Here is a 19,665-nt window from a genome sequence, read left to right as displayed (position 1 = left end):
TCTCCTTAAATTTTATCTTTGACACTTTCAATATACAAGCTTTGGCTTGGGAATGCGAAATTTAGACCATTTTGCTTTAAAATATCCATAATCTTTAGCATTACATCTTGCTTGACATCTAAAAATTCTCCCCAAACGATAGTCTTTGCAAAACAATAAACTAAGATATTTATTGAGCTATCTGCAAAGTCATCAACCACGACAAATAAATTTGATTTATATCCAGCATAATCATCAACTGAAACTATACTTTGTCTATATTTTAGCCCTTTTTTCTTTGCTGTTATATCCTCACTTTTGGCAATATCTGGATGATTTATCAACATAGTTTTTATATCATCTACACATTTTTTAATCTCATCAGTTGTCGCTCCATACTCAATGCCAATTAGCATTCTGATACGTCTACCGACTTTTCTTCTGCTCCAGTTTCTAACAGGATCACTTGCCAGTTTTGAGTTTGGCACAAAGATTAAAGCATTATCAAAACTTCTGATAGTCGTCTTTCTAAAGCCAACCTCAACAACAGTACCCTCTATATCACCACAAACTATCCAATCCCCTTGCGAAAATGAGTTATCAAAGAGCATCATGACAGAAGCAAAGAAGTTTGCGATGATGTCTTTTGCAGCAAATGCAACAGCAAGACCACCGATACCAAGTGAAGCTATGAGCGCTGATATATCAAAGCCAAGCTTTTGAAGAATTAGTAAAAGTGCGATTATTAATACAATTACATAGACCACTTTTAAAACTAAATTTACAACCTCTTTTCGTCTGCTTTTTTGAGCGATTTTATCGATTATTACTATGCCATAACCATTTAGGATGGTTAAGACAAGCCATGAAAACGCGACTATGTAGACGATCGAGAAGATATTTGCTAGAGTTAGTGGCACTGGCACTGGATAAAAGCCAACACCGATACAAATATTTAGCGCATAAATGATAAGAAGTGCAGAGATAGGCTTTTTAACGATATCTACTATCTGATCCTTTGCTTCCTTTACACCTTCGCCCGATGCAATAAGTGACATAAGCCAGTATGTGAGTTTGGCGAGAATTCTTGTAAGTGAAACAAAAAATAAAAATACTACGATTATAACTACGATCTTGCCGACGTTAAATTTTGCCGAATTTATAGAAGTTAGCTTATTTATATATTCGACCGTATCGACTAAATTTAGCTCTGATAAGATCATGCTTGAGCTTAGAAGATCAGCATTATTTTTAAGATAGATTAAAATTTCCTCATCAGTCTCTTTTTTTAGATCAAGCTCAGCAAATGCGTTATCGTAAGAGCTTGAAGTCTCATTTAGTGAATCTTTTAGCTCTTTTATACTGACGTAAGAATTTGTTTGTAAATTTAAAAGTCCGTTATCTATCACCTCTTTTATAGAGTTTGCTTTAGCACCTTTTTTAAATATCTCTTCAAGATTAATCAAAGCTGAGAAATATGCATAATCTATCTTCATTTTCTCAAGCTCAATAGCACTTTGAACGTAAGCATCTTTGTTTGATTGCTTCTCTAATCTAGCTACTTTTTTTTCTAAATTATTTTTTTGCAAAATAAATTTATCAATATCGTTTTGAGTTACTTCAATCTGCATAACATATAGTGGAATTTTTTCCAAAAGGTCATTTTTTTTCTTTTGAAGTCCAGCTAAATTTGAATTATCAGCTTTTGTTGAGTTCGTATCTTTTTGCTGTGCTTTTATGATTTGGATTTGATTGTTTAAAGTCAAAATTTGATTTGTTAGGCTTAGTATATTTTCTTCTTGAGTTTTATTATTTTCAGCACCAAAAAGCATTATAAATGAGAGCAAGACGATAGTTAAAATTTTACGCATTTTCACCCCTTTTATCCGCTAAAAGTTTGAACGTGCCCTCTTTTAAATCGTAGCTAAAAATTTCACCAGTTTCTATAATGTAGTGCCAGCCATAAATTTGAAGATTTCCTCTTTCATACTCCTCTTTTACATTTGGATAAGTCATTATATTTTCGATCGAATTTATCACATTTAATCTCTCAGTTAGCCACGCCATCTTCGCTGGATCGTCGCTTGTAAATTTAAGCACTTCTCGTTTGATCGGCTCTATTAGCTTTATCCAATTTCTAACATTTGGCGTGGTTTTGAGCTTTTTTTCATCCACATAAAGCGCTGCACATCCACCACAATCAGAGTGTCCGCAAATAATGATATTTTTGATATTTAAAAGCTCTAATGCATATTCGATAGCCGAAGTCGTTGCCAAAAACTCTTCGCTCACTCTATAAGGTGGCACGATGTTTGCGATATTTCGCACCATAAAAAGCTCGCCTGGAAGGCAGTTTGTTATCAAATTCGGTACCACTCTTGAATCAACACAGGATATAAAAAGGGTATGTGGGTCTTGTCTATTTTGTAGACTTTTAAAGAGCTCTTCATGCTCTAAAAAGCCATCTTCCATAAATTTTACCGCACCTTCAAGTAGCGAGTCATCCATAGAAATTTATCTCCATTTTTTATATTTTTACGCGATTATAGCAACTTTTATTTAATCTAAAAAATACTTTAATATATAAATTTTTAACTAATATAATTTGTTAAAATTCTTTTTATTCATTGTTTAATTATTTTAGGCTAAACTCATTCAAAAATTCATAAGGAGATAAAATGAGTCTGTATGATAGGAACTACGCAAAACAAAATCAAGAAGAACTTGCGTACTCTCAAAGCTCACTAAGCACTTTTATAAAACAAACTTATCAACTTTTTGCAGCATCGCTACTTTCAGCAACAGCTGGCGCTTATGTAGGTATTAGCATCGCTGGCGTTTTTGCGGCAAATAGATTTTTGTTTTGGGGGCTTGTAATAGTCGAGTTTGCACTACTTTTTGGCTTAATGGCAGCTAAACGTAAAGAGGGATTAAATTTAATACTTCTATTTGCGTTTACTTTCATAAGTGGTCTTACGCTAACTCCGCTACTTTCAGCGATCTTGGCTATGCCAAGTGGAGCTGGTATCGTAGCTCAAGCATTTGGACTAACAACAGTTGCTTTCGGTGCGTTAAGTATCTTTGCAATGAATACAAAACGCGACTTTACAACAATGGGTAAAATGTTGTTCATAACCTTAATTGTTATCGTTGCAGCAGCTATTATCAATATTTTCGTTAAAAGCACAATGTTTCAACTTGTAATCGCAAGTATTTCATCGATCTTATTTAGCGCATATATACTTTTTGATACGCAAAATATTATCCGTGGAAACTATGAAACACCAGTTGAAGGCGCAGTTGCTTTGTATCTTGATTTTGTAAATCTATTTACATCATTACTACAAATTTTAGGAATTTTTAATAGAAACGACTAAAGATGAGCGCATCTACCGAGTAATAGATGCGAATCTAAATAGGCTAAAAGAAGGGCTTCGCGTTGTTGAAGATATGAAAAGATATGTCTTTGATGACGCCAAGCTCGCCTATAAGATAAAATCCCTCCGCCACAAGGCAAAGATCCCGCAAAAAGAATTTTTAAAATTTAGAAATTCTCAAAACGACGTTTTAAAAACTAGCACAAAAAGCGAGCAAGCTAGAGAAAATTTAGACGAGATAATAACTGCAAATTTCAAGCGCGCCCAGGAGAGTGCTCGCGTGCTTGAAGAGTGCTTTAAACTCATAAATTTAGAACAAGCCGAGCTTTTTAAAGGCATAAGATATGAGCTTTATGAGCTTGAAAAAGAACTTTAACTAAAAATTTAAATCTTTTCTTGTATAATCGCAACTAATTATTTTTAAAAATTTAAAGGAAATTTCGTGAGTTTAATATTTTTGATCTTACAGTTTGCTCTAGCTGTCATTATAACTATCGCTGTTTTACTTCAAAAAAGCTCATCTATCGGACTTGGGGCATATAGCGGAAGTAACGAGAGTCTTTTTGGAGCAAAAGGACCAGCTGGATTTTTAGCTAAATTTACTTTTATCGTAGGTATTTTATTTATCTTAAATACACTTGCACTTGGATACTTCTACAATAAAGATCTAAAACGCTCTATCGTTGATAGCGTCGATAGTAAATCTCTAGTCATACCAAAGTCAAACGACGTACCATCAGCTCCTAGTGCACCACAAACTCCAGCAAAATAACAATGATAAAAACACTTTTAGCGTCATTCTTGACGCTAACATTTGCTTTAGCAGACGCTCATATTTTAGTCTATCATCGCTTTGATGATCCAAGACATACAAGCACTGATATTTCTATTAAAAATTTAAGAGAGCAGTTTGAATATTTCAAAAATAATGGCTATGAAGTCGTTAAACTCTCAAAGCTAGTCGATGCTGTAAATGCTGGCGAAAAAATACCTGATAACTGGATCGTCATCACTGTAGATGATGGTTATAAAAGTTTCTATGACAAGGCCCTTAGTGTATTTAAAGAGTATAAATATCCATTTGCGCTAATGCTTTATGTGGAAGCCAGTGCAAATAAATATGGCGATTATTTGGATTTTGATCAGATTAAAGAACTTGAGGCCTACGGCGAGATCGGCTACCACTCATACGCGCACCCAAGGATGACAAAACTTAGCGATGAGGCATTAAGAGAGGATTTTCAAAAGGGTGTAGAGACCTTTGAAAAACATATGGGCTATAAGCCAAAATATTTCGCAGTGCCATACGGTGAGATCGATAACAGAGTTGTCTCTTTGGCAAAAGAATTTGGCTTTTTAGCACTTTTAAATCAAAACTCAGGTGCGGTTTCAGACAAGAGTGATGTTTACGATCTCTATAGAACACCAGTAATGAATGGTACAAAAATAGCACTAACTTTTAATAGCAAATTTCTAAATGCCGAGTGGATATTTCCGGATAGCTATCCACAAAATAATGCAATAGACAGACTTATTATAAAAACTGATACAAATGCTAGTGAAGGTAATTTTTTCATGACTGGCTTTAATGGCTTTAAAAAGGTACCTATGACAAATGGTGTTTTTGAGTGTAAATTTAACCCACCTCTCGATAAACGCAAAGTTTTAATATCACTAAAAGTAGATCATCAACGAAGTACAAAACTTCTAATAAAGGACATCAATGCTAAATAAAATTTACGAAACACAAAAAGAAGGCTGCGAGAAAGCAATAGCTTCACTAAAACGCGACTTTACAACGCTTAGAACAGGTAAGGTAAACATTAATATTGTAGATCATGTAATGGTTGATTATTATGGTTCGCCAACTCCACTTAACCAAGTAGCCACTGTGCTTACAAGCGACGCTTCAACTATCGCTATCACGCCTTGGGAAAAAAGTATGATAAAAGCCATATCATCGGCTATCCAAGCAGCAAATATCGGTGTCAATCCAAATAGTGACGGCGAGAGTGTTAAGCTATTTTTCCCACCTATGACCGTTGAGCAACGCCAAGAAAATGCAAAACATGCAAAATCAATGGGAGAAAAAGCCAAAGTTAGTATAAGAAACGTAAGAAAAGACGCAAACGATGAAGTCAAAAAGCTTGAAAAAGACAAAGCTATAACTGAGGACGAGAGCAAAAAGGGGCAAGATGAGGTTCAAAAGATAACTGACACCTACACTGCAAAAATCGATACTCTTGTAAAAGAAAAAGAAGCCGAGCTTTTAAAAATCTAAAATTTTTAGAAATTTTTCCTTATCTAGCTACTTTTATGTGGCTAGATATTCTCTCAAAATAATATTTCAAAAAATATTTATCAGCAAGTAGTTTATTTTTTGTCTGTTGTACTTTTATCTATTAAATATAAATAGAACCTAGACTACATAAAACATAGCCGCCACTTTAACTTTAAACTATTTTCATGGATTGCTTTAGTTTAAATTTTTATTTTGGATTCGTCTTAAATTCTTTATTCAATATTATTAATTTTATGTATATTTATACACAGGATTACTACCTATTATATATTTTGGATGGACTACTACAAATATTATTTTGAGAATTTAAGATAGCCAAAAATCAAATATAAAAACTCTTAAACTTTCCCTTATCTTACAATGTCTTACTTTAAATAAGAAATTTACTGATATTTTTAGTTTTAGTAAATTTTGGACTGAATATTTATAGAAATTTCTTATAGGCATTATGAACGATAAATCTAGGTAATGCTTTATAAAATAAACAAGGAATTAGATAGGTGGCCGGGAGATAGGGATTCGAACCCCAGGAGGCTTTCACACCTCAACGGTTTTCAAGACCGCCGCTTTCGACCGCTCAGCCATCTCCCGAATTAAAGATTTGTGATTATAACCAACTTTGCTTAAAATTTACTATAATCTCTAAATTTTACTCTGTTTTTTCTTTAATATATGTAGCTCCATCATTTATCTTTTCTTTGGTCCATTCTTTAGCATTATGAGTATCTTCTTTTACACCATGCCAAGTATTTGAACAACCAGCTACAAAAAATGCTATACAAGCTGCTAAAAATAAATTTCTCACTGTTATTCCTTTGAGTAGTTATTTTTGAAGTTTGGAGGCGACACCCGGATTCGAACCGGGGATCAAAGCTTTGCAGGCTCATGCCTTACCACTTGGCCATGTCGCCATATCGTGGTGCCCGAGACCGGACTTGAACCGGTACGGTAAAAACTACCGAGGGATTTTAAGTCCCTTGCGTCTACCATTCCGCCACTCGGGCTAAGTTAATGGAGCGGGAAACGAGATTCGAACTCGCGACCCCAACCTTGGCAAGGTTGTGCTCTACCCCTGAGCTATTCCCGCGTTAAAGTTTGCAATATTATCCAAAAATTGCTTAAAATTTTATTTTGCTAAAACAAATTTCAAAATATTGTAAGCCATAAAAAGATAAAATGCCAAAATCTATTTGGGGTTATAGCTCAGCTGGGAGAGCGCTTGAATGGCATTCAAGAGGTCGGCGGTTCGATCCCGCTTAACTCCACCAGTGCCTTACTGCCTCTTTTACTTAATATATTCTCATCATTTTTTACTAAAATTTATGCTATATATTATGTAAAAATTCAGATTTCTTTCGCTAAATTACAAATATGCAAAATTTAAAACAATATGTCAATGAAATTTTAAAAAGTCATAGTGACGGTAATGATCGTGTCTTTAGCTTTAAATTTGATGGACAAAAATTTTGGTTAAAACGTATTGAAAAAAACATTGAAGGTGGCTTTTTAACTAAAATTTTCAAGCCAAATCCTTATAAATCATTTGCCAACGAAATAAAGAAACTTGAAATTTTAAACGAAGCCAAAGCTCCTGCCCCAAAACTCATTCTAAAAAGCGATGAGTTTTTCGTGATAGAAGATGTCGGTGAACCGATTTCTCAGCTTTTTAAGTATAGCAACAATGAAAAATTTAAACATGAAATTCTACTAAAAGCAGCCCGCGCACTAGCTGGGCTTCATGCACTAAATTTTGCGCACGGACGCCCAGCCCTTAGGGATATCGCCATAAAAAATGACGAGATAAAATTTTTAGACTTTGAGTCAAAATTTTTTAGCCATGACCTAGAGCTTCAAAAGTGTCGCGATCTGCTTGTTTTTATAGATGAGTTATTTCGTTTTAAAATTTCAGACGAGTTTGCAAGCGAAGTCATTAGCGAATATTTGGCAACCGGAGGGGGTGAAATTTACGCGCGCTCACTACAGCTAATTATAAAATTTAAACCACTTTATCACTTACTAAAACCATTTAAATCTCTAAATAAAAAGGATCTAAACGCAGTCATCAGAACCTTTGAGTATCTCTTACCGATCGCTCAAAATAAATAGCAAATTTCTTACCAAATTTATCTCCTCTTAACAAAAAATAAAATAATATTCGCTATTAAAATTCAAAGGAAAAAAATGTTTTTAAAAAGAGGAAAAATCATCTTCAACATCCACCTAATAATTGGACTAATTGCGGCTATTCCGCTAATATTCATGACTCTTTCAGCACCATTTGCGTCTTATAGAGAAGAGATCAAAAGTGCGATAAATAAAAATTTTATAAACTTAGTTCCTAGCGAAAAAGTAAATTTAAGTTTAAATGAACTCCTAGCTAAAGCAAAAAGTGAGATTCAATTTGATACGCTTGAAAGCTTACAAATAGGTGGAGCAAATGAAGCTTATCGTATAAGCATTACAAAGGATAAAAAGCAATTAAATTTCTTCATAGATCCAAGAAGTGGCGAAGTTATTAGCGAGGATTGGGGTGAGAAATTTCGTATCATTATCTTAAGTCTTCATAGAAATTTAGGACTTGCCTTGCTTGATAGCAAAGTACCAGCCAATATCGGCAAACAAATAGTTGCCATTAGCTCTATCATCATGGCTCTGCTTGCTATCAGTGGCCTCATCCTCTACGCACCAGCGATCAAACGAAATTTCTTAAATTCGCTAAAAATTAAACCAAAAGCAAAGGGCTACGCCTGCTTCTATAACCTTCACACCAGCCTTGGCACCTACGTGGCGATCTTACTTGTGGTGATGTCACTAACTGGACTTTACTGGTCTTATGGATGGGTTAGAAGCGGTGTAAATAGTATATTTTTTGACCTAAAAACAGCTCCAATGAAAAAAAGTCTACCACAATCAAATTTACTCCCAATAAGCGACGAGAAATTTAAAGAGATCGAGACTGCGAAGCAAATTTTTAAAGAAAATGTCACGCTAGAGCTAAAATCGCTCACGATAAACGTACCTGAAAATAACCAAACTACCTACACTATAAACTACGAAACTAGCGAGAGCCAAGTGGGCAAACTAAAGCTTGACGCGAGCGCTGGTAAGATCAAAGAGAATAAGCTTATTAGCAAGGCTGAAAGCATTCCAGAGGCTAAAAAAGCTGGCCGCAAAGTGCTTAGTCTGCACACCGGTGAGATGTTTGGCGAAATTGGTCAGGTAGTGTTTGCCGTATCATGTGTGATCGCAGTTTTACTAATCATAACTGGCTTTTTGATGACCATAAAAAGGAGCAAAGCCGTCTAAATAAAAGTAAATTTTTACCTTGCTTTGGGTAAGATTTTGAGAAATTTTTACTACAAACAAGAGAGAAATTTATGAATAGAAAACGCATCTACAACCCAAGTTCAAATGAAAATTTGACCGACAGAAGAGTCTTTAACGGCAACCCGCACGGCATTTTAAATTTCACCAAGGCAAAATACGAGTGGGCGTTAAAGCTTTGGGACCTCATGGAGGCAAATACCTGGTTTCCAAAAGAGGTCGACACCACAGACGACGTGCGCGACTACGCCTACAACCTCACAGAGGCTGAAAAACGCATGTATGACCTAGTTTGGAGCCAGCTCATCTCAATGGATAGCTTTCAGACAAATAACCTAGCTGACAACATCAACCCTTACATCACCGCACCAGAGATCAACGCCGTGCTAAGCCGCCAAGCCTACGAAGAGGCAAACCACAGCAAGTCTTACGCCGTCATGGTCGAGGCGATCTGTGACAACACCGACCTCATTTATGAGATGGAGAAGCACGACGATGTCTTACGCGAGAAAAATGACTACATCTCAAGTGTCTATGAAGAGCTTGCGGGTGAAGTGACTGACGAGAAGCTGCTTCTTGCGATGGTTGCCAACCAAATTTTAGAGGGTATCTACTTTTACAGTGGCTTTACAGCGATCTACGCTCTAGCTCGTGCTGGCAAGATGCTAGGCTCAGCTCAAATGATACGCTTCATCCAACGCGACGAGATCACGCACTTGCTTTTGTTTCAAAACATGATAAATTCGGTCCGCAAAGAGAGACCTGACCTCTTTACGCCTGAGACTGAGGCAAAAATTTATGATATGTTTGAAAAAGCTGGAAATTTAGAGATCAAATGGGGCAAATACATCACCCAAAACCAAATAATGGGCTTTACTGATGATATCATCGAGCAATACATCCACTATCTCATCGACCAACGTCTAGTTGCAATCGGTCTAAAACGCAAATACAATGTCGCTCACCCAATCAAATGGGTCGATGACTTTGCGAAATTTAACGACCAAAAGTCAAATTTCTTTGAAGCAAAGGTGACAAACTACAGCAAGGGAAGCATCAGCTTTGATGACTTTTAAAAATGGAATTTTAGCCCTTGTCTGCGTGCTTTTTGTGGGGTGTGCGAGCAGCAATCAAAGAATAATTGATCAAGCAAATAAAAATAATCTCGAAAATTTCTACGCCTACAAGCTTGTCAAGATAAAAGAGACAAGCCAAGCGGAAATCTATCAAGAGATGCCAAACGGCGAAATTGCACCAAGTTTCGCACCGCTAGGATCTGTGCTAGGAAATGACGTGATGCTTGGCATAAACAAACAGTGTGGCTTTGAAGCAAAAGACCTAAAAGAGGTAAGAGTAGTTTCACATGATGAGGATATAGGTCTTGGCTTTGAGGTCTGGGTTTTTAATGATCCACTCTCCCAGAGAGATGATAAAATCACAGCTATAAGCGTCATTTTAAAAGCTACACCAAACATCGGTGGTACGGATATAAACTGCAAAATTCCAAAAGACTGCCACGACGAAAAACCTATGACATTTGTATTTGGAAAATAAATGAGCGAAAATTTAAACCTAATAAGCCTAACTTTAAAGGCAAAAAATGCAACAGATCGCCTAGAAGAGCTTGCAAATTTAGTTGAGGCTGCGCCTGAAAACTCACTCATTCTTGCAAGCGAGCTTTGCATCAGCGGCTATGACTTTGACGGCTTTTTTGCAGGGGCGAACAAAGCGATGCTTGGTGGCATGATAGGTAGCTTTGATGCAATGCTGCTTGAGCGCTTGCAAGAGGCGCTTAGCCCAGATAAATTTCTTGGTTTTACGCACCTTACTAGCCTAAACAAAAGCGCAGGGCTCGCTCAAATTTCAAATCTAAATCCACACCAGCCAAAAATTTATAACGAATTTTTGCTTCTTAACTCAAATAATGTCTTTCACTCACAATTTAAAGCCGAACTTTTTAGGCCAAATTTGGAGTATGAGATCTTTGCCGCTGGCGAGGTGAGCGATATAAATGCCTTTGATTTTAGAGGACTAAAGCTTGGGGTGCTAATATGCTTTGAACTACGTGATAGTAGGCTTTGGGCAAAACTAAAGGAGTGTGACATCATCATGGTACCAGCCATGTGGGGCAAGGCAAGAGAGGATGCTTATCTTAGTCTTTGCAAGGCTCTAGCTATCGCAAACAACTGCTACGTCATGATCTCAAGCTCACTTGCATTAGAAGTTGCTGGGGTATTTTTACCAAATGGTACACTTGTTAAAGAGACGATATTTGATGCAAATTTAATAAAAGAGATCAAGACGAATTTAGGGATTTTATAAATTTTAAGATAAGTTTTAAATCGTATAATAACGATTTAATTTTTATTTAGGATATAAATTTTGACCCAACTAGAAGCGATAAAATGCCAAAATTTAGCTAGCGATATAGCCGACGAGATCATACTAAGTCCGCTTTTGTTCGATGCGATAGCTACCACTGAGCGTGAAATTTTTGTACCAATCACTGCACATGCTTATAAACTTGACGCGCAGCCCATACTGGGCAATCAATGGATCAGCTCACCGCTAACTGTGGCAAAGATGACCATGGCGCTAGAGTGCGAGAATATGGATAACATCCTAGAGATAGGCTGCGGCAGTGGCTATCAAGCAGCTATTTTAAGCAAACTTGCACATAGAATTTTTAGTGTCGAGCGAATAGAAAAGCTAGCCATGGAGGCAAAAAAACGCTTCGAGGCACTAAAAATAAAAAACGTGCATGTAAGATATGATGACGGCAACAATGGCTGGCGAAGCTACGCACCATTTGATCGTATCCTGCTCTCGGCAGCTGCTGATGAGATCTCGCCAAATTTATTTAAGCAGCTTAAAAATGGTGGAATTTTAGTAGCTCCGATGAAGAAAGATGGCAAGCAATTTATCGCTAAATTTAAAAAAGATAAAGATGGAAATTTAGAAAAAGAGTACTTGGATGAGTGCCTTTTTGTGCCACTTCTTGAAGGTAGAGAGTAGCCCAAAATAAGGCAAAGCCTAAGCCTTGCCTAAAGGTTAGAATTTATAAGTATAGCCTGTATAAATTCCTATAGTTGTATCTCTTAACTGAGCTCCGCTATTTTTCTTATAAAAAGTCTTATCAGCTTTTAAGCCAAACTCTATCGCGTTATGTTTATCAAATGAGTAGATGCCACCCGCTTTCGCGCCAACTAGTAAGCCTTTGAAATTTTTCTTACTTGTTTCGTTATTAAATCTCTCTCTAACGCTCAAGTAGCCAAGACCTGTGTATCCACCAAGAACGGCTTTAAAATTTTCAGTGATGCTTGGCGTATAATCAACGCCGCCTAGAAATTTATGCTTACTCCATTTTGCATCTGATTCACCAGCATTTTTCCTGGCTTTAAAGTCATAATAATAACCGCCATAAGCTCTATAGCTGTCAAAATCATAACCGCCATAAAAGCCAAGGCCGTAGTGACCTTTTTTGAAGTTATTTTTCTCGCTACTTGCTATATTTTTTGTTTTGATTTTTGAGTTAAACGAATAATCACCTTCACCACCAACAAATGCACCTTGAGCTAGTGCAGCTGAGCTTACCAAAGCTAGAATCAAGCTTGATTTTACAAGTAAATTTTTCATACCTCTCCTTTAAAAGATTTCTGAGGTTTTACATCTAAGCTTTTAATCCATATAAAAATTTAAATTTAATAAAGCCCCATTTTAATCATCCTTTGGCTTTAAAATTTAATAAGAAATTTTATACCAAGTGCCAATTTATTGCTAATGGTAAATGTAGTAAGCGTGAGTATTGTTAAGAATATAAGAGTAAAAATACTTAAATTTAGCACGGCTTTAGGGCAAATCCTAAGCCCACAGCCATGCCAAATTTATTAAGTTACGCCCTAAAAATGCACCTTAAATTTCGCCCAAAAGCTTCTGCCCGGCTCATAAAGCCTCGTGCCGTTCGGGATGGTCTCGTAGCCTGCGATACCGCCGCCGTAGCCGCCTTTTGAGTTATGATAGGCGTATTTGGCGTCGTTTAGGTTTTCCGCCGCTAGCAAAAATTGATAATTTTTATATTTATAGCCCGCGCTTAGTCCTAGCGTCCAGAAGCTATCGCTCTTGCCCAGGTCCATACCGCCCACGTCGCCGTAGCCTTTTTGCGCGCGTTTTTGCGATGCGTTAGCGTAGAAGTCGGCTTTGACGAACCAGTCTGGCTTTTCTAGGCCGGCGCTTAGTTTAAACGTTAGAGGCGAAACCTTAGGCAGCGCGTCGCCGTCTTTTAGGCCGCCCGCATTTTTAGTCACTTTGCCGTAGACGTAGGATACGCCCGCCCCCAGCCTAAACATATCGGCTAGTAGCGTATCGCCCTCGATCTCGCCGCCGTATAGTAAAGCATCGGTATTAAATACGTTTGAAGACATACCCATAGGGTTATACTTTATCATTATGTAATCATCCATCTTCGAGACGAAGAAATTCGCGTTTAGCTCGTAGTTTTTATCTTTTAGCACGGTACCGAAGTCAAGCTGAGTGTTTCTTTCTTTATTTAGCTTAAGATTATCGTCTTTACTCGTTTCCCAGTGATCCGGTAACCTTTGCGCGTGACCTAGTCCCGCGTAAAGCGTTAAATTTTGCAGATATTTTTCGTATCTAAAAAAGCCTGAGAATAAATTTTCTTTTCTGCTCTTATGCGTTTTTAGCAGCCTTCTCTCGCCCGCGTCCAGCCTAAGTCCGCCAAAAAGCCCGTAGTCGTTTTCTAGGACGTATTCGTTTTGAGTGTAGATCGTTTTATACGTTACCTTGCGCTCTTTTACGTGCGGCTTTGATACGGCTGCGTCCATTTCGGCTTTAGATACGCCGGCTCCGCCCGTTCCGGCGCCTCTCCACTTAAATACATCCTCAGAGTACCCAGCGCCAAGATAGCTTGTTAGATTGTCGAAATTTAGCTCGCCTTCTAGCTTAAAGCCATACATATCGCGTATCGGGTGGCTGATGCTATATCCCTTGCCGCGCCCCGTACCCGGCACCACCGGACGCATGGTGAAGTTGTCCATTATGTGATCGATTTGATGATAGTACGAGCTTAGCCTGATCTTGTGCTCGCCGACGTCTTGTTCAAATTTGAGTCCGAAAGATTTACGGTCAAATTGTATGCCGTCCCTCATCCTGTCGGCATATGCTGCTTCTCCATTACCCAAGTCCGCGCTTAGCTGCAAGGCGGTAGTATCCGTGGGCGTTAGCGTACCCACGAGAGAGACGCTGTTGCGTTTATAGTGCGTATGCATTTTCTGTCCGTCGCCGCTTTTATAATCGCCGCTCTGGTAGTGTCCGCCAGAAATTTCTAGGCTTCCAAGCTCGTTACCCGCCGCTACGTCCGCGGCAGTTTCAAATCTTCTAAAACTGCCGCCCAGCACGCTTACGTTTCCTCCGAAGCTCGGTTTTGACAGCCTTGCTATCTCTCTATCGAAAAATATACCGCCGCTAATGAGCGCGCCGTATCTAACGTCTTGCGGGCCTTTTACGATGCGAACCGAGCTGTAGTTTTGCGCCGAGATGTAGGTGATGGGCGTATCCATACGCATGCCGCAGCCGCCGTTTAGCGTGCTACCGTCGATCAGCACCGGCAGCCTAGCCGCCGTCTGCGAACGATAATAAACCTCGCTGCCGCCTCCGCCCTTACGCTCCATCGTAAAGCCGCTCAAATTTAAAAGCGATTTAGCGATGTCGCTGTTTTCCAGTATCGCGCCTTTGCCCACTATTTGAGCCTTTGTAGGTTCTTCAAGAACCGACTTTTCTATCTTTGCAGAAACGGTAACCGGAGCCAGGTCTATCGTTTTTTCAGCACCAAGCATTAAATTTGATACTAAAGCAAATGCTAAAACGTAAGAAATTTTCATGTTTAGTCCTATGAAATTAATATTTAAAATTAAAATTAAAGCAAAAATAAACTTAAATAAAGTATAAATATTTATATAACATTAATTTTACAATACAGAAATTTGAGTCAAATAGTATTATTTTAGTTGGACTGCATTAAATATATAAAGAAACGATTTTGGTGAATTAAAACCGAAGCAATCTCGGTTTCATTAAAATTTTAGCATTATAAAACCGAGATAAAATTTATAAAATCTCTTTTATGAGTAGCTGTGGGGTAACAAGTCCGCGGAATGAATTTTTTGATATACAAAAGATAATATCTATCATCTCGCCAACTCTAGCATGTCTTGTAAAGTTAAAAAATAGAGCCTCAAGCGTTTTATTATCCTTTTGTAAGATGAGCTTTAGGTGATTTTGATCTCTTCCTATAAGTCTTTCGTTTTTAACAAGAGCATTTTTTATCTTAAAGACTGGGCGAGGATTTTTCTGCCCATATGGCTCATAAAATTCTAAAATTTCAAGCAGCTCAAAGTCTATCTCGCTTGGCATTATGTCGCCAAGTAGCTCGTCCGAGCTTTTGCAATCTTGCATATTTAGGCATGAGCAACTTTTATTTATCGCTTCTTTAAATTTCACCAAATTTTCAGGTGCAAGCGTAAGTCCAGCCGCTCCTTTGTGACCGCCGTAGCTTGTTAGCAGATCTTCGTGGCTTGCTATGAGAGATAAGATATCAAGCTTACCAATGCTTCTAGCACTACCTTTTGCACGACCTTTATCGATACTAAAGACGATAGCTGGCTTTGCAAAGTGCTTTGCTAAGCGGCTAGCTACGATGCCTATCACACCCTCATGCCACTGCTCACCCCAAGTGATGATGACTTCATCATCTTCTTTTACGTCCTTTAGCGAGCATTCAAAGAGTTGGCGCTCTTCCTCTTTTCTGGAGTTGTTAAATTCAATGATTGTATCAAGGTAGTTGTAAGCCTCTTCGATACTTTTAGCACGTAAAAAGTTAAATGAATTCATCGCATCGTCCATGCGTCCGGCTGAATTTATAAGTGGGGCTATAAGAAAGCTAATATCATCGCACTCAAATTTTTCCTTACCATAAAACTCTTTTATAGCGTGAAATGCGGAACGCTTAGACGCATTTAGCTTACAAATGCCAAGGCGAACAAGCATTCTATTCATATCTCTTAGCTCCATCATATCAGCGATTATCGCGATAGCTAAAAGCTCTAGAAATTTGCTCATATCGTAATTTAGTCCAAAAACATCCTTTAACGCTCCAACCAAATACCAAGCGACCTCAGCACCACAAATTTCGATATTTGGGAAGTTGCAGTCTTCTTGTTTTGGATTGATGATCGCATAAGCTTCTGGGAGAACAGCTGGAGGCATGTGATGATCAGTGATAATAAGATCGATGCCTTTTTCTTTACAGATAATGGCCGCATCGTTTGCAGAGATGCCGTTATCAACGGTGATAATCAAGCTTACATCAGCTGAGAGTTCGTCTATTATCTCAGGATTTAGCCCATATCCATCTTTAAACCTATTTGGAATTTTTACTAGGTAGTCTTTCACGCCAAGATCATCAAAAAACTCAGCCAAAATCACACTCGAAACAACACCATCAACATCATAATCGCCCACGATAGCTATTCGCTCGTTTTTCCCGATCGCTTCTTTTATGCGATTAGCACCTTTATAGATATCTTTTAAGGCACTTGGTGTCGGAATTTCACTAATTTTTTTATGTATGTCGTTACAAAATCTATGCGCTAGTAAATTCCTTATATCCTCTTTATTTAGCATGGTTTTGGTAAGAATTTTTAAAGAACTTACCAACTTTATTTAATGCCACTTGTTCACTTAAATTTACACCCATATTGCCAAAAATTTGGCTATAAAAATACTTCTTTCTCATCGCAATCTTTCGTCTTTATTTTGAATGCTTGGATTATATCTTTTTGAAATTTAATTTCTTATAATTTTAAATGAAAGTAAGATTTTAGGGCTCATAGCAAGCTTAAAAGCTTTGTTAAATTGATAGTCTTTACAAATTTAGCACACCAAAAATAGGAAGTATTAGCAAAAATTTATACAATTAAATTTATAAATTTTTAAATGGTTTATTCCAGAAAGTTTAAACCATTTTTATAAAAATTTATTCCAAATTTCTCAAAAACTCCGCGTATTCTCTAGCGCCGCGCTCTAAATCGTCCTGGCTTGATACGTAGTCCACGCCTGGAGTTTCCTCGGCGCCGTAAAATGCGAAAAAGTCGCGATAATCGGCGCGAAAATAGTATTTAAACGCAAGCTCAAACGGCGCAAGAACCTCGCGCAGGCTAAAATGATAGCGTCCTTGCGGGCTGTAGTCGCTCTTTTTGATGCCTGCGGTCACGGCTAGCGCTACCTTGCGCCCCGCTATGCCGTCTGAACCCCGTCCGTAGGCAAAGCCGTGCGTCATCACCGCGTCAATCCATGATTTTAAAATCGGAGGGCAGGAGAAGTTGTGAAGCGGAAACTGCAAAACGAGGGCGTCGTGGGATCTGATGAGCTCTTGCTCGCGCGCGGCGTCGATATCGCCGCTCCCGTAAGCCCGCGTCAAATCATGAACACTAAAGTGCTGCGGCTCTTTGAGAGCCTCTTGTAGCAAGCGTTTGTTTATGACTGAGTTTTGGATATCAGGGTGGGCTAAGATGATTAGGGTTTTCATTTTTCTCCTTAAAAATTTATGGCAAGTAGTGGGATTTATTTGATAAATAATTTAATAAAAACAGCAAAATTTTAAAAGAATTTTTAGAGCCAGATGGCTCTAAATTTAAGATTTGACGTTTTCCAAACTTGCCTTTATGAAGCCTAATATCACAGGATTTGGCTTAGTTAGACGGCTAGTAAATTCAGGATGACACTGCACGCCCACAAACCACGGATGGCCTTTTAGCTCGATAGCCTCTATCAATCCATCGCTCTCACCACTTACCAAAAGACCATTTTTCTCAAAAATTTCTTTATATTTTGGATTTGCCTCGTAGCGGTGGCGGTGACGCTCTTTTACGCTCTTTGCATTGCCATAAATTTCAGCTAGAAGTGTCTTTGGTTTTATCTCACAGTTATATGCTCCAAGTCTCATCGTACCACCAAGTGGGCTTGTGTGAGTCCTAATTTGTTTTTTGCCGTGAGCGTCGATAAAGCTATCTATTAGATAGATGATAGGATTTTTGCACTCTTTGTCAAATTCCATAGAATTTGCATCCTCTAAGCCCAAAACATCCCTTGCAAATTCAATTAGTGCTAGCTGCATACCAAGGCAAATTCCAAGATAAGGGATCTTATTTTCACGAGCAAATTTTATAGCCTGCATCTTGCCTAAAACGCCCCTTTCGCCAAAGCCGCCAGCGACCAAGATGCCATCTACGTCTTTTAAAAGCTCATTTACATTGTTCTCTTCTATCTTTTCGCTATCTATCCAGCGTAAATTTACCCTAGCATCCAAATTTGCTCCAGCGTGGATGATACCCTCAGTTAGGCTCTTGTAGCTCTCTTTTAGATCGATATATTTACCTACAAATGCTATTGTAGTTTCATTTGTTGGAGCTATGATTCTTTTTACTAGGCTATCCCACTTTGCCATGTCTGGTTTTAGCTCATTAAAGCCTAAATTTTCAGCGATTGGAGTTAGTATGTCTTGCTTTAAAAATGAAAGTGGGATTTGATAGATACTTGCGCTGTCTAAGCTCTCTATGACACAATTTTTCTCAACACCACAGCTTGCTGCTATCTTATCTTTTAGCTCGCGGTTTAGTGGCATTTCAGATCTGCAGATGATGATGTCTGGTGTTATGCCTATACGTCTTAGCTCTCCTACGCTATGCTGGGTTGGCTTTGTCTTTAGCTCGCCAGCTACTTTGATAAATGGCACAAGCGTTAGGTGAATATTTAGCGCTCTTTTTTTACCAACTTCCACCCTTAGCGCTCTTATCGCCTCTAAAAATGGTAGTCCCTCGATATCGCCAACAGTTCCACCGATCTCAACGATTAGCACATCTTTACCCTCGCCTGCTTTTTTTATGCGATCAACGATCTCGCCAACGATGTGAGGGATCACTTGTATAGTCTTTCCAAGGTAGTCGCCGCGGCGCTCTTTTTCTATAACAGAGCTATAAACTCTACCCGTTGTGAAGTTATTATCTTGACTTAGGCTCTCATCTAAAAATCTCTCGTAGTGGCCAAGGTCAAGATCAGTCTCTGCACCATCGTCTGTGACAAAAACTTCGCCGTGCTCAAGCGGGCTCATCGTGCCAGGATCTACGTTGATATATGGGTCAGCTTTTAAAACACTTACTTTTAGTCCGGAATTTTTTAAAAGAGTCGCGATAGACGCAGCTGCGATGCCTTTTCCAAGCGAGCTTAAAACACCACCTGTGATAAAAATGTACTTCGTCTCTTTTGCCATTAAATTTCCTTAAATTTATTTATTTTTTAATTGCGGATTATACCCCTTAAATATTTAGTAAGGCATTAATCGTATAAATTTTAAAAATTATTCTTTAAGTCTTTTTGTTATAGACTTCAAAAACTATGATAAAAAACTACTTAAACATCATTGCCTCTTTATATATAGAGGGCTTTAAAAACATGAAAATAGGCAAAAAATTATGGCTTCTCATAATAATAAAGCTTATCATCATGTTTGGAATTTTAAAAGCCTTTATCTTTAACGAGACTCTTAATACCAAATTTCAAACCGAAGAAGAAAAAAGCGAATTTGTAATTCGTAATTTAATAAAGGAATAA

General features: G+C 38.0%; 20 protein-coding genes and 5 tRNA genes. 13 read left to right on the top strand and 12 right to left on the bottom strand.

The genetic code is table 11. From position 1 onward, the window contains the following. Positions 1–5: 5 nt before the first annotated feature. On the bottom strand, positions 6–1,850 hold the full coding sequence (locus CVS97_RS07590; protein ID WP_107785657.1) for a mechanosensitive ion channel family protein: 1,845 nt from the start codon (positions 1,848–1,850) through the stop codon (positions 6–8). After that, a complete protein-coding gene (locus CVS97_RS07585; protein WP_107785656.1) occupies positions 1,843–2,487 on the bottom strand; it encodes a carbonic anhydrase in 645 nt (214 codons plus the stop codon). Before CVS97_RS07585 ends, CVS97_RS07590 begins: the two co-directional genes overlap by 8 nt. 170 nt (positions 2,488–2,657) lie before the next feature. Here CVS97_RS07585 and CVS97_RS07580 point away from each other — a divergent pair, with 170 nt between their 5' ends. From CVS97_RS07580 to frr, 5 genes are all read left to right on the top strand, one after another. After that, positions 2,658–3,356 (top strand): Bax inhibitor-1/YccA family protein, encoded by a 699-nt coding sequence (locus CVS97_RS07580; RefSeq protein ID WP_103641188.1) that lies wholly within the window; start codon positions 2,658–2,660, stop codon positions 3,354–3,356. Continuing rightward, positions 3,343–3,732: a thiamine-phosphate pyrophosphorylase gene (locus CVS97_RS07575; protein WP_087577411.1), complete on the top strand. Its 390-nt coding sequence runs from the start codon at positions 3,343–3,345 to the stop codon at positions 3,730–3,732. The genes CVS97_RS07580 and CVS97_RS07575 overlap by 14 nt, the downstream gene beginning before the upstream one ends. Before the next feature lie 66 nt (positions 3,733–3,798). Beyond that, positions 3,799–4,128, top strand: a complete 330-nt coding sequence (gene secG / locus CVS97_RS07570; protein ID WP_021091090.1) for a preprotein translocase subunit SecG — start codon at positions 3,799–3,801, stop codon at positions 4,126–4,128. A gap of 2 nt (positions 4,129–4,130) precedes the next feature. After that, positions 4,131–5,090, top strand: coding sequence for a polysaccharide deacetylase family protein (locus CVS97_RS07565; RefSeq protein ID WP_107785655.1), 960 nt, complete (start codon positions 4,131–4,133; stop codon positions 5,088–5,090). After that, positions 5,080–5,637 (top strand): ribosome recycling factor, encoded by a 558-nt coding sequence (gene frr / locus CVS97_RS07560; protein ID WP_072595202.1) that lies wholly within the window; start codon positions 5,080–5,082, stop codon positions 5,635–5,637. Before CVS97_RS07565 ends, frr begins: the two co-directional genes overlap by 11 nt. A gap of 522 nt (positions 5,638–6,159) precedes the next feature. Here frr and CVS97_RS07555 read toward each other — a convergent pair. The 5 genes from CVS97_RS07555 to CVS97_RS07540 all read right to left on the bottom strand — a co-directional run bounded on the left by CVS97_RS07555 (position 6,160) and on the right by CVS97_RS07540 (position 6,745). Then, positions 6,160–6,249: transfer RNA gene (locus CVS97_RS07555), tRNA-Ser, on the bottom strand. A gap of 58 nt (positions 6,250–6,307) precedes the next feature. Continuing rightward, positions 6,308–6,463: a hypothetical protein gene (locus CVS97_RS09335; RefSeq protein ID WP_167496266.1), complete on the bottom strand. Its 156-nt coding sequence runs from the start codon at positions 6,461–6,463 to the stop codon at positions 6,308–6,310. A gap of 32 nt (positions 6,464–6,495) precedes the next feature. Beyond that, a tRNA-Cys gene (locus tag CVS97_RS07550) sits at positions 6,496–6,569 on the bottom strand. 6 nt (positions 6,570–6,575) lie between these two features. Next, a tRNA-Leu gene (locus CVS97_RS07545) sits at positions 6,576–6,662 on the bottom strand. Positions 6,663–6,670: 8 nt separating this feature from the next. Beyond that, positions 6,671–6,745, bottom strand: a tRNA-Gly gene (locus tag CVS97_RS07540). 105 nt (positions 6,746–6,850) lie between these two features. Here CVS97_RS07540 and CVS97_RS07535 point away from each other — a divergent pair. The 7 genes from CVS97_RS07535 to CVS97_RS07505 all read left to right on the top strand — a co-directional run bounded on the left by CVS97_RS07535 (position 6,851) and on the right by CVS97_RS07505 (position 11,997). Next, positions 6,851–6,926 (top strand) — tRNA-Ala (locus CVS97_RS07535). Positions 6,927–7,029: 103 nt separating this feature from the next. After that, a complete protein-coding gene (locus tag CVS97_RS07530) occupies positions 7,030–7,764 on the top strand; it encodes a spore coat protein (RefSeq protein WP_107785654.1) in 735 nt (244 codons plus the stop codon). 75 nt (positions 7,765–7,839) lie between these two features. Beyond that, positions 7,840–8,964, top strand: a complete 1,125-nt coding sequence (locus CVS97_RS07525; protein ID WP_107785653.1) for a PepSY-associated TM helix domain-containing protein — start codon at positions 7,840–7,842, stop codon at positions 8,962–8,964. A 71-nt stretch (positions 8,965–9,035) separates the two neighbouring features. Next, positions 9,036–10,058: a ribonucleotide-diphosphate reductase subunit beta gene (locus CVS97_RS07520; protein ID WP_009494790.1), complete on the top strand. Its 1,023-nt coding sequence runs from the start codon at positions 9,036–9,038 to the stop codon at positions 10,056–10,058. Beyond that, a complete protein-coding gene (locus CVS97_RS07515) occupies positions 10,048–10,536 on the top strand; it encodes a hypothetical protein (RefSeq protein WP_107785652.1) in 489 nt (162 codons plus the stop codon). Before CVS97_RS07520 ends, CVS97_RS07515 begins: the two co-directional genes overlap by 11 nt. Then, positions 10,537–11,304 carry a carbon-nitrogen hydrolase family protein gene (locus CVS97_RS07510; RefSeq protein WP_107785651.1) on the top strand — a complete coding sequence of 256 codons (768 nt, stop codon included), beginning with the start codon at positions 10,537–10,539 and terminating at the stop codon, positions 11,302–11,304. Positions 11,305–11,364: 60 nt separating this feature from the next. Beyond that, on the top strand, positions 11,365–11,997 hold the full coding sequence (locus CVS97_RS07505; protein WP_107785650.1) for a protein-L-isoaspartate(D-aspartate) O-methyltransferase: 633 nt from the start codon (positions 11,365–11,367) through the stop codon (positions 11,995–11,997). 36 nt (positions 11,998–12,033) lie between these two features. Here the strand turns inward: CVS97_RS07505 and CVS97_RS07500 are convergent, their stop codons facing one another. The 5 genes from CVS97_RS07500 to CVS97_RS07480 all read right to left on the bottom strand — a co-directional run bounded on the left by CVS97_RS07500 (position 12,034) and on the right by CVS97_RS07480 (position 19,324). Beyond that, positions 12,034–12,618, bottom strand: coding sequence for a hypothetical protein (locus CVS97_RS07500; protein WP_107785649.1), 585 nt, complete (start codon positions 12,616–12,618; stop codon positions 12,034–12,036). Between the two features lie 263 nt (positions 12,619–12,881). Then, positions 12,882–14,879 carry a TonB-dependent receptor domain-containing protein gene (locus tag CVS97_RS07495; protein ID WP_107785648.1) on the bottom strand — a complete coding sequence of 666 codons (1,998 nt, stop codon included), beginning with the start codon at positions 14,877–14,879 and terminating at the stop codon, positions 12,882–12,884. Positions 14,880–15,105: 226 nt separating this feature from the next. Beyond that, positions 15,106–16,680: a single-stranded-DNA-specific exonuclease RecJ gene (gene recJ / locus CVS97_RS07490; RefSeq protein ID WP_107785647.1), complete on the bottom strand. Its 1,575-nt coding sequence runs from the start codon at positions 16,678–16,680 to the stop codon at positions 15,106–15,108. Between the two features lie 352 nt (positions 16,681–17,032). Continuing rightward, positions 17,033–17,584, bottom strand: coding sequence for an NAD(P)H-dependent oxidoreductase (locus CVS97_RS07485; RefSeq protein WP_107785646.1), 552 nt, complete (start codon positions 17,582–17,584; stop codon positions 17,033–17,035). A 105-nt stretch (positions 17,585–17,689) separates the two neighbouring features. Beyond that, a complete protein-coding gene (locus CVS97_RS07480; RefSeq protein WP_084109918.1) occupies positions 17,690–19,324 on the bottom strand; it encodes a CTP synthase in 1,635 nt (544 codons plus the stop codon). A gap of 125 nt (positions 19,325–19,449) precedes the next feature. Between CVS97_RS07480 and CVS97_RS07475 the strand changes: the two genes are divergently transcribed. Then, positions 19,450–19,665 carry a DUF4492 domain-containing protein gene (locus tag CVS97_RS07475; RefSeq protein WP_107785645.1) on the top strand — a complete coding sequence of 72 codons (216 nt, stop codon included), beginning with the start codon at positions 19,450–19,452 and terminating at the stop codon, positions 19,663–19,665.

It is taken from the genome of Campylobacter concisus (assembly GCF_003049735.1).
GTDB classification, from domain to species: domain Bacteria; phylum Campylobacterota; class Campylobacteria; order Campylobacterales; family Campylobacteraceae; genus Campylobacter_A; species Campylobacter_A concisus_AN.
This window is presented reverse-complemented; position numbering and strand designations above follow the sequence as displayed.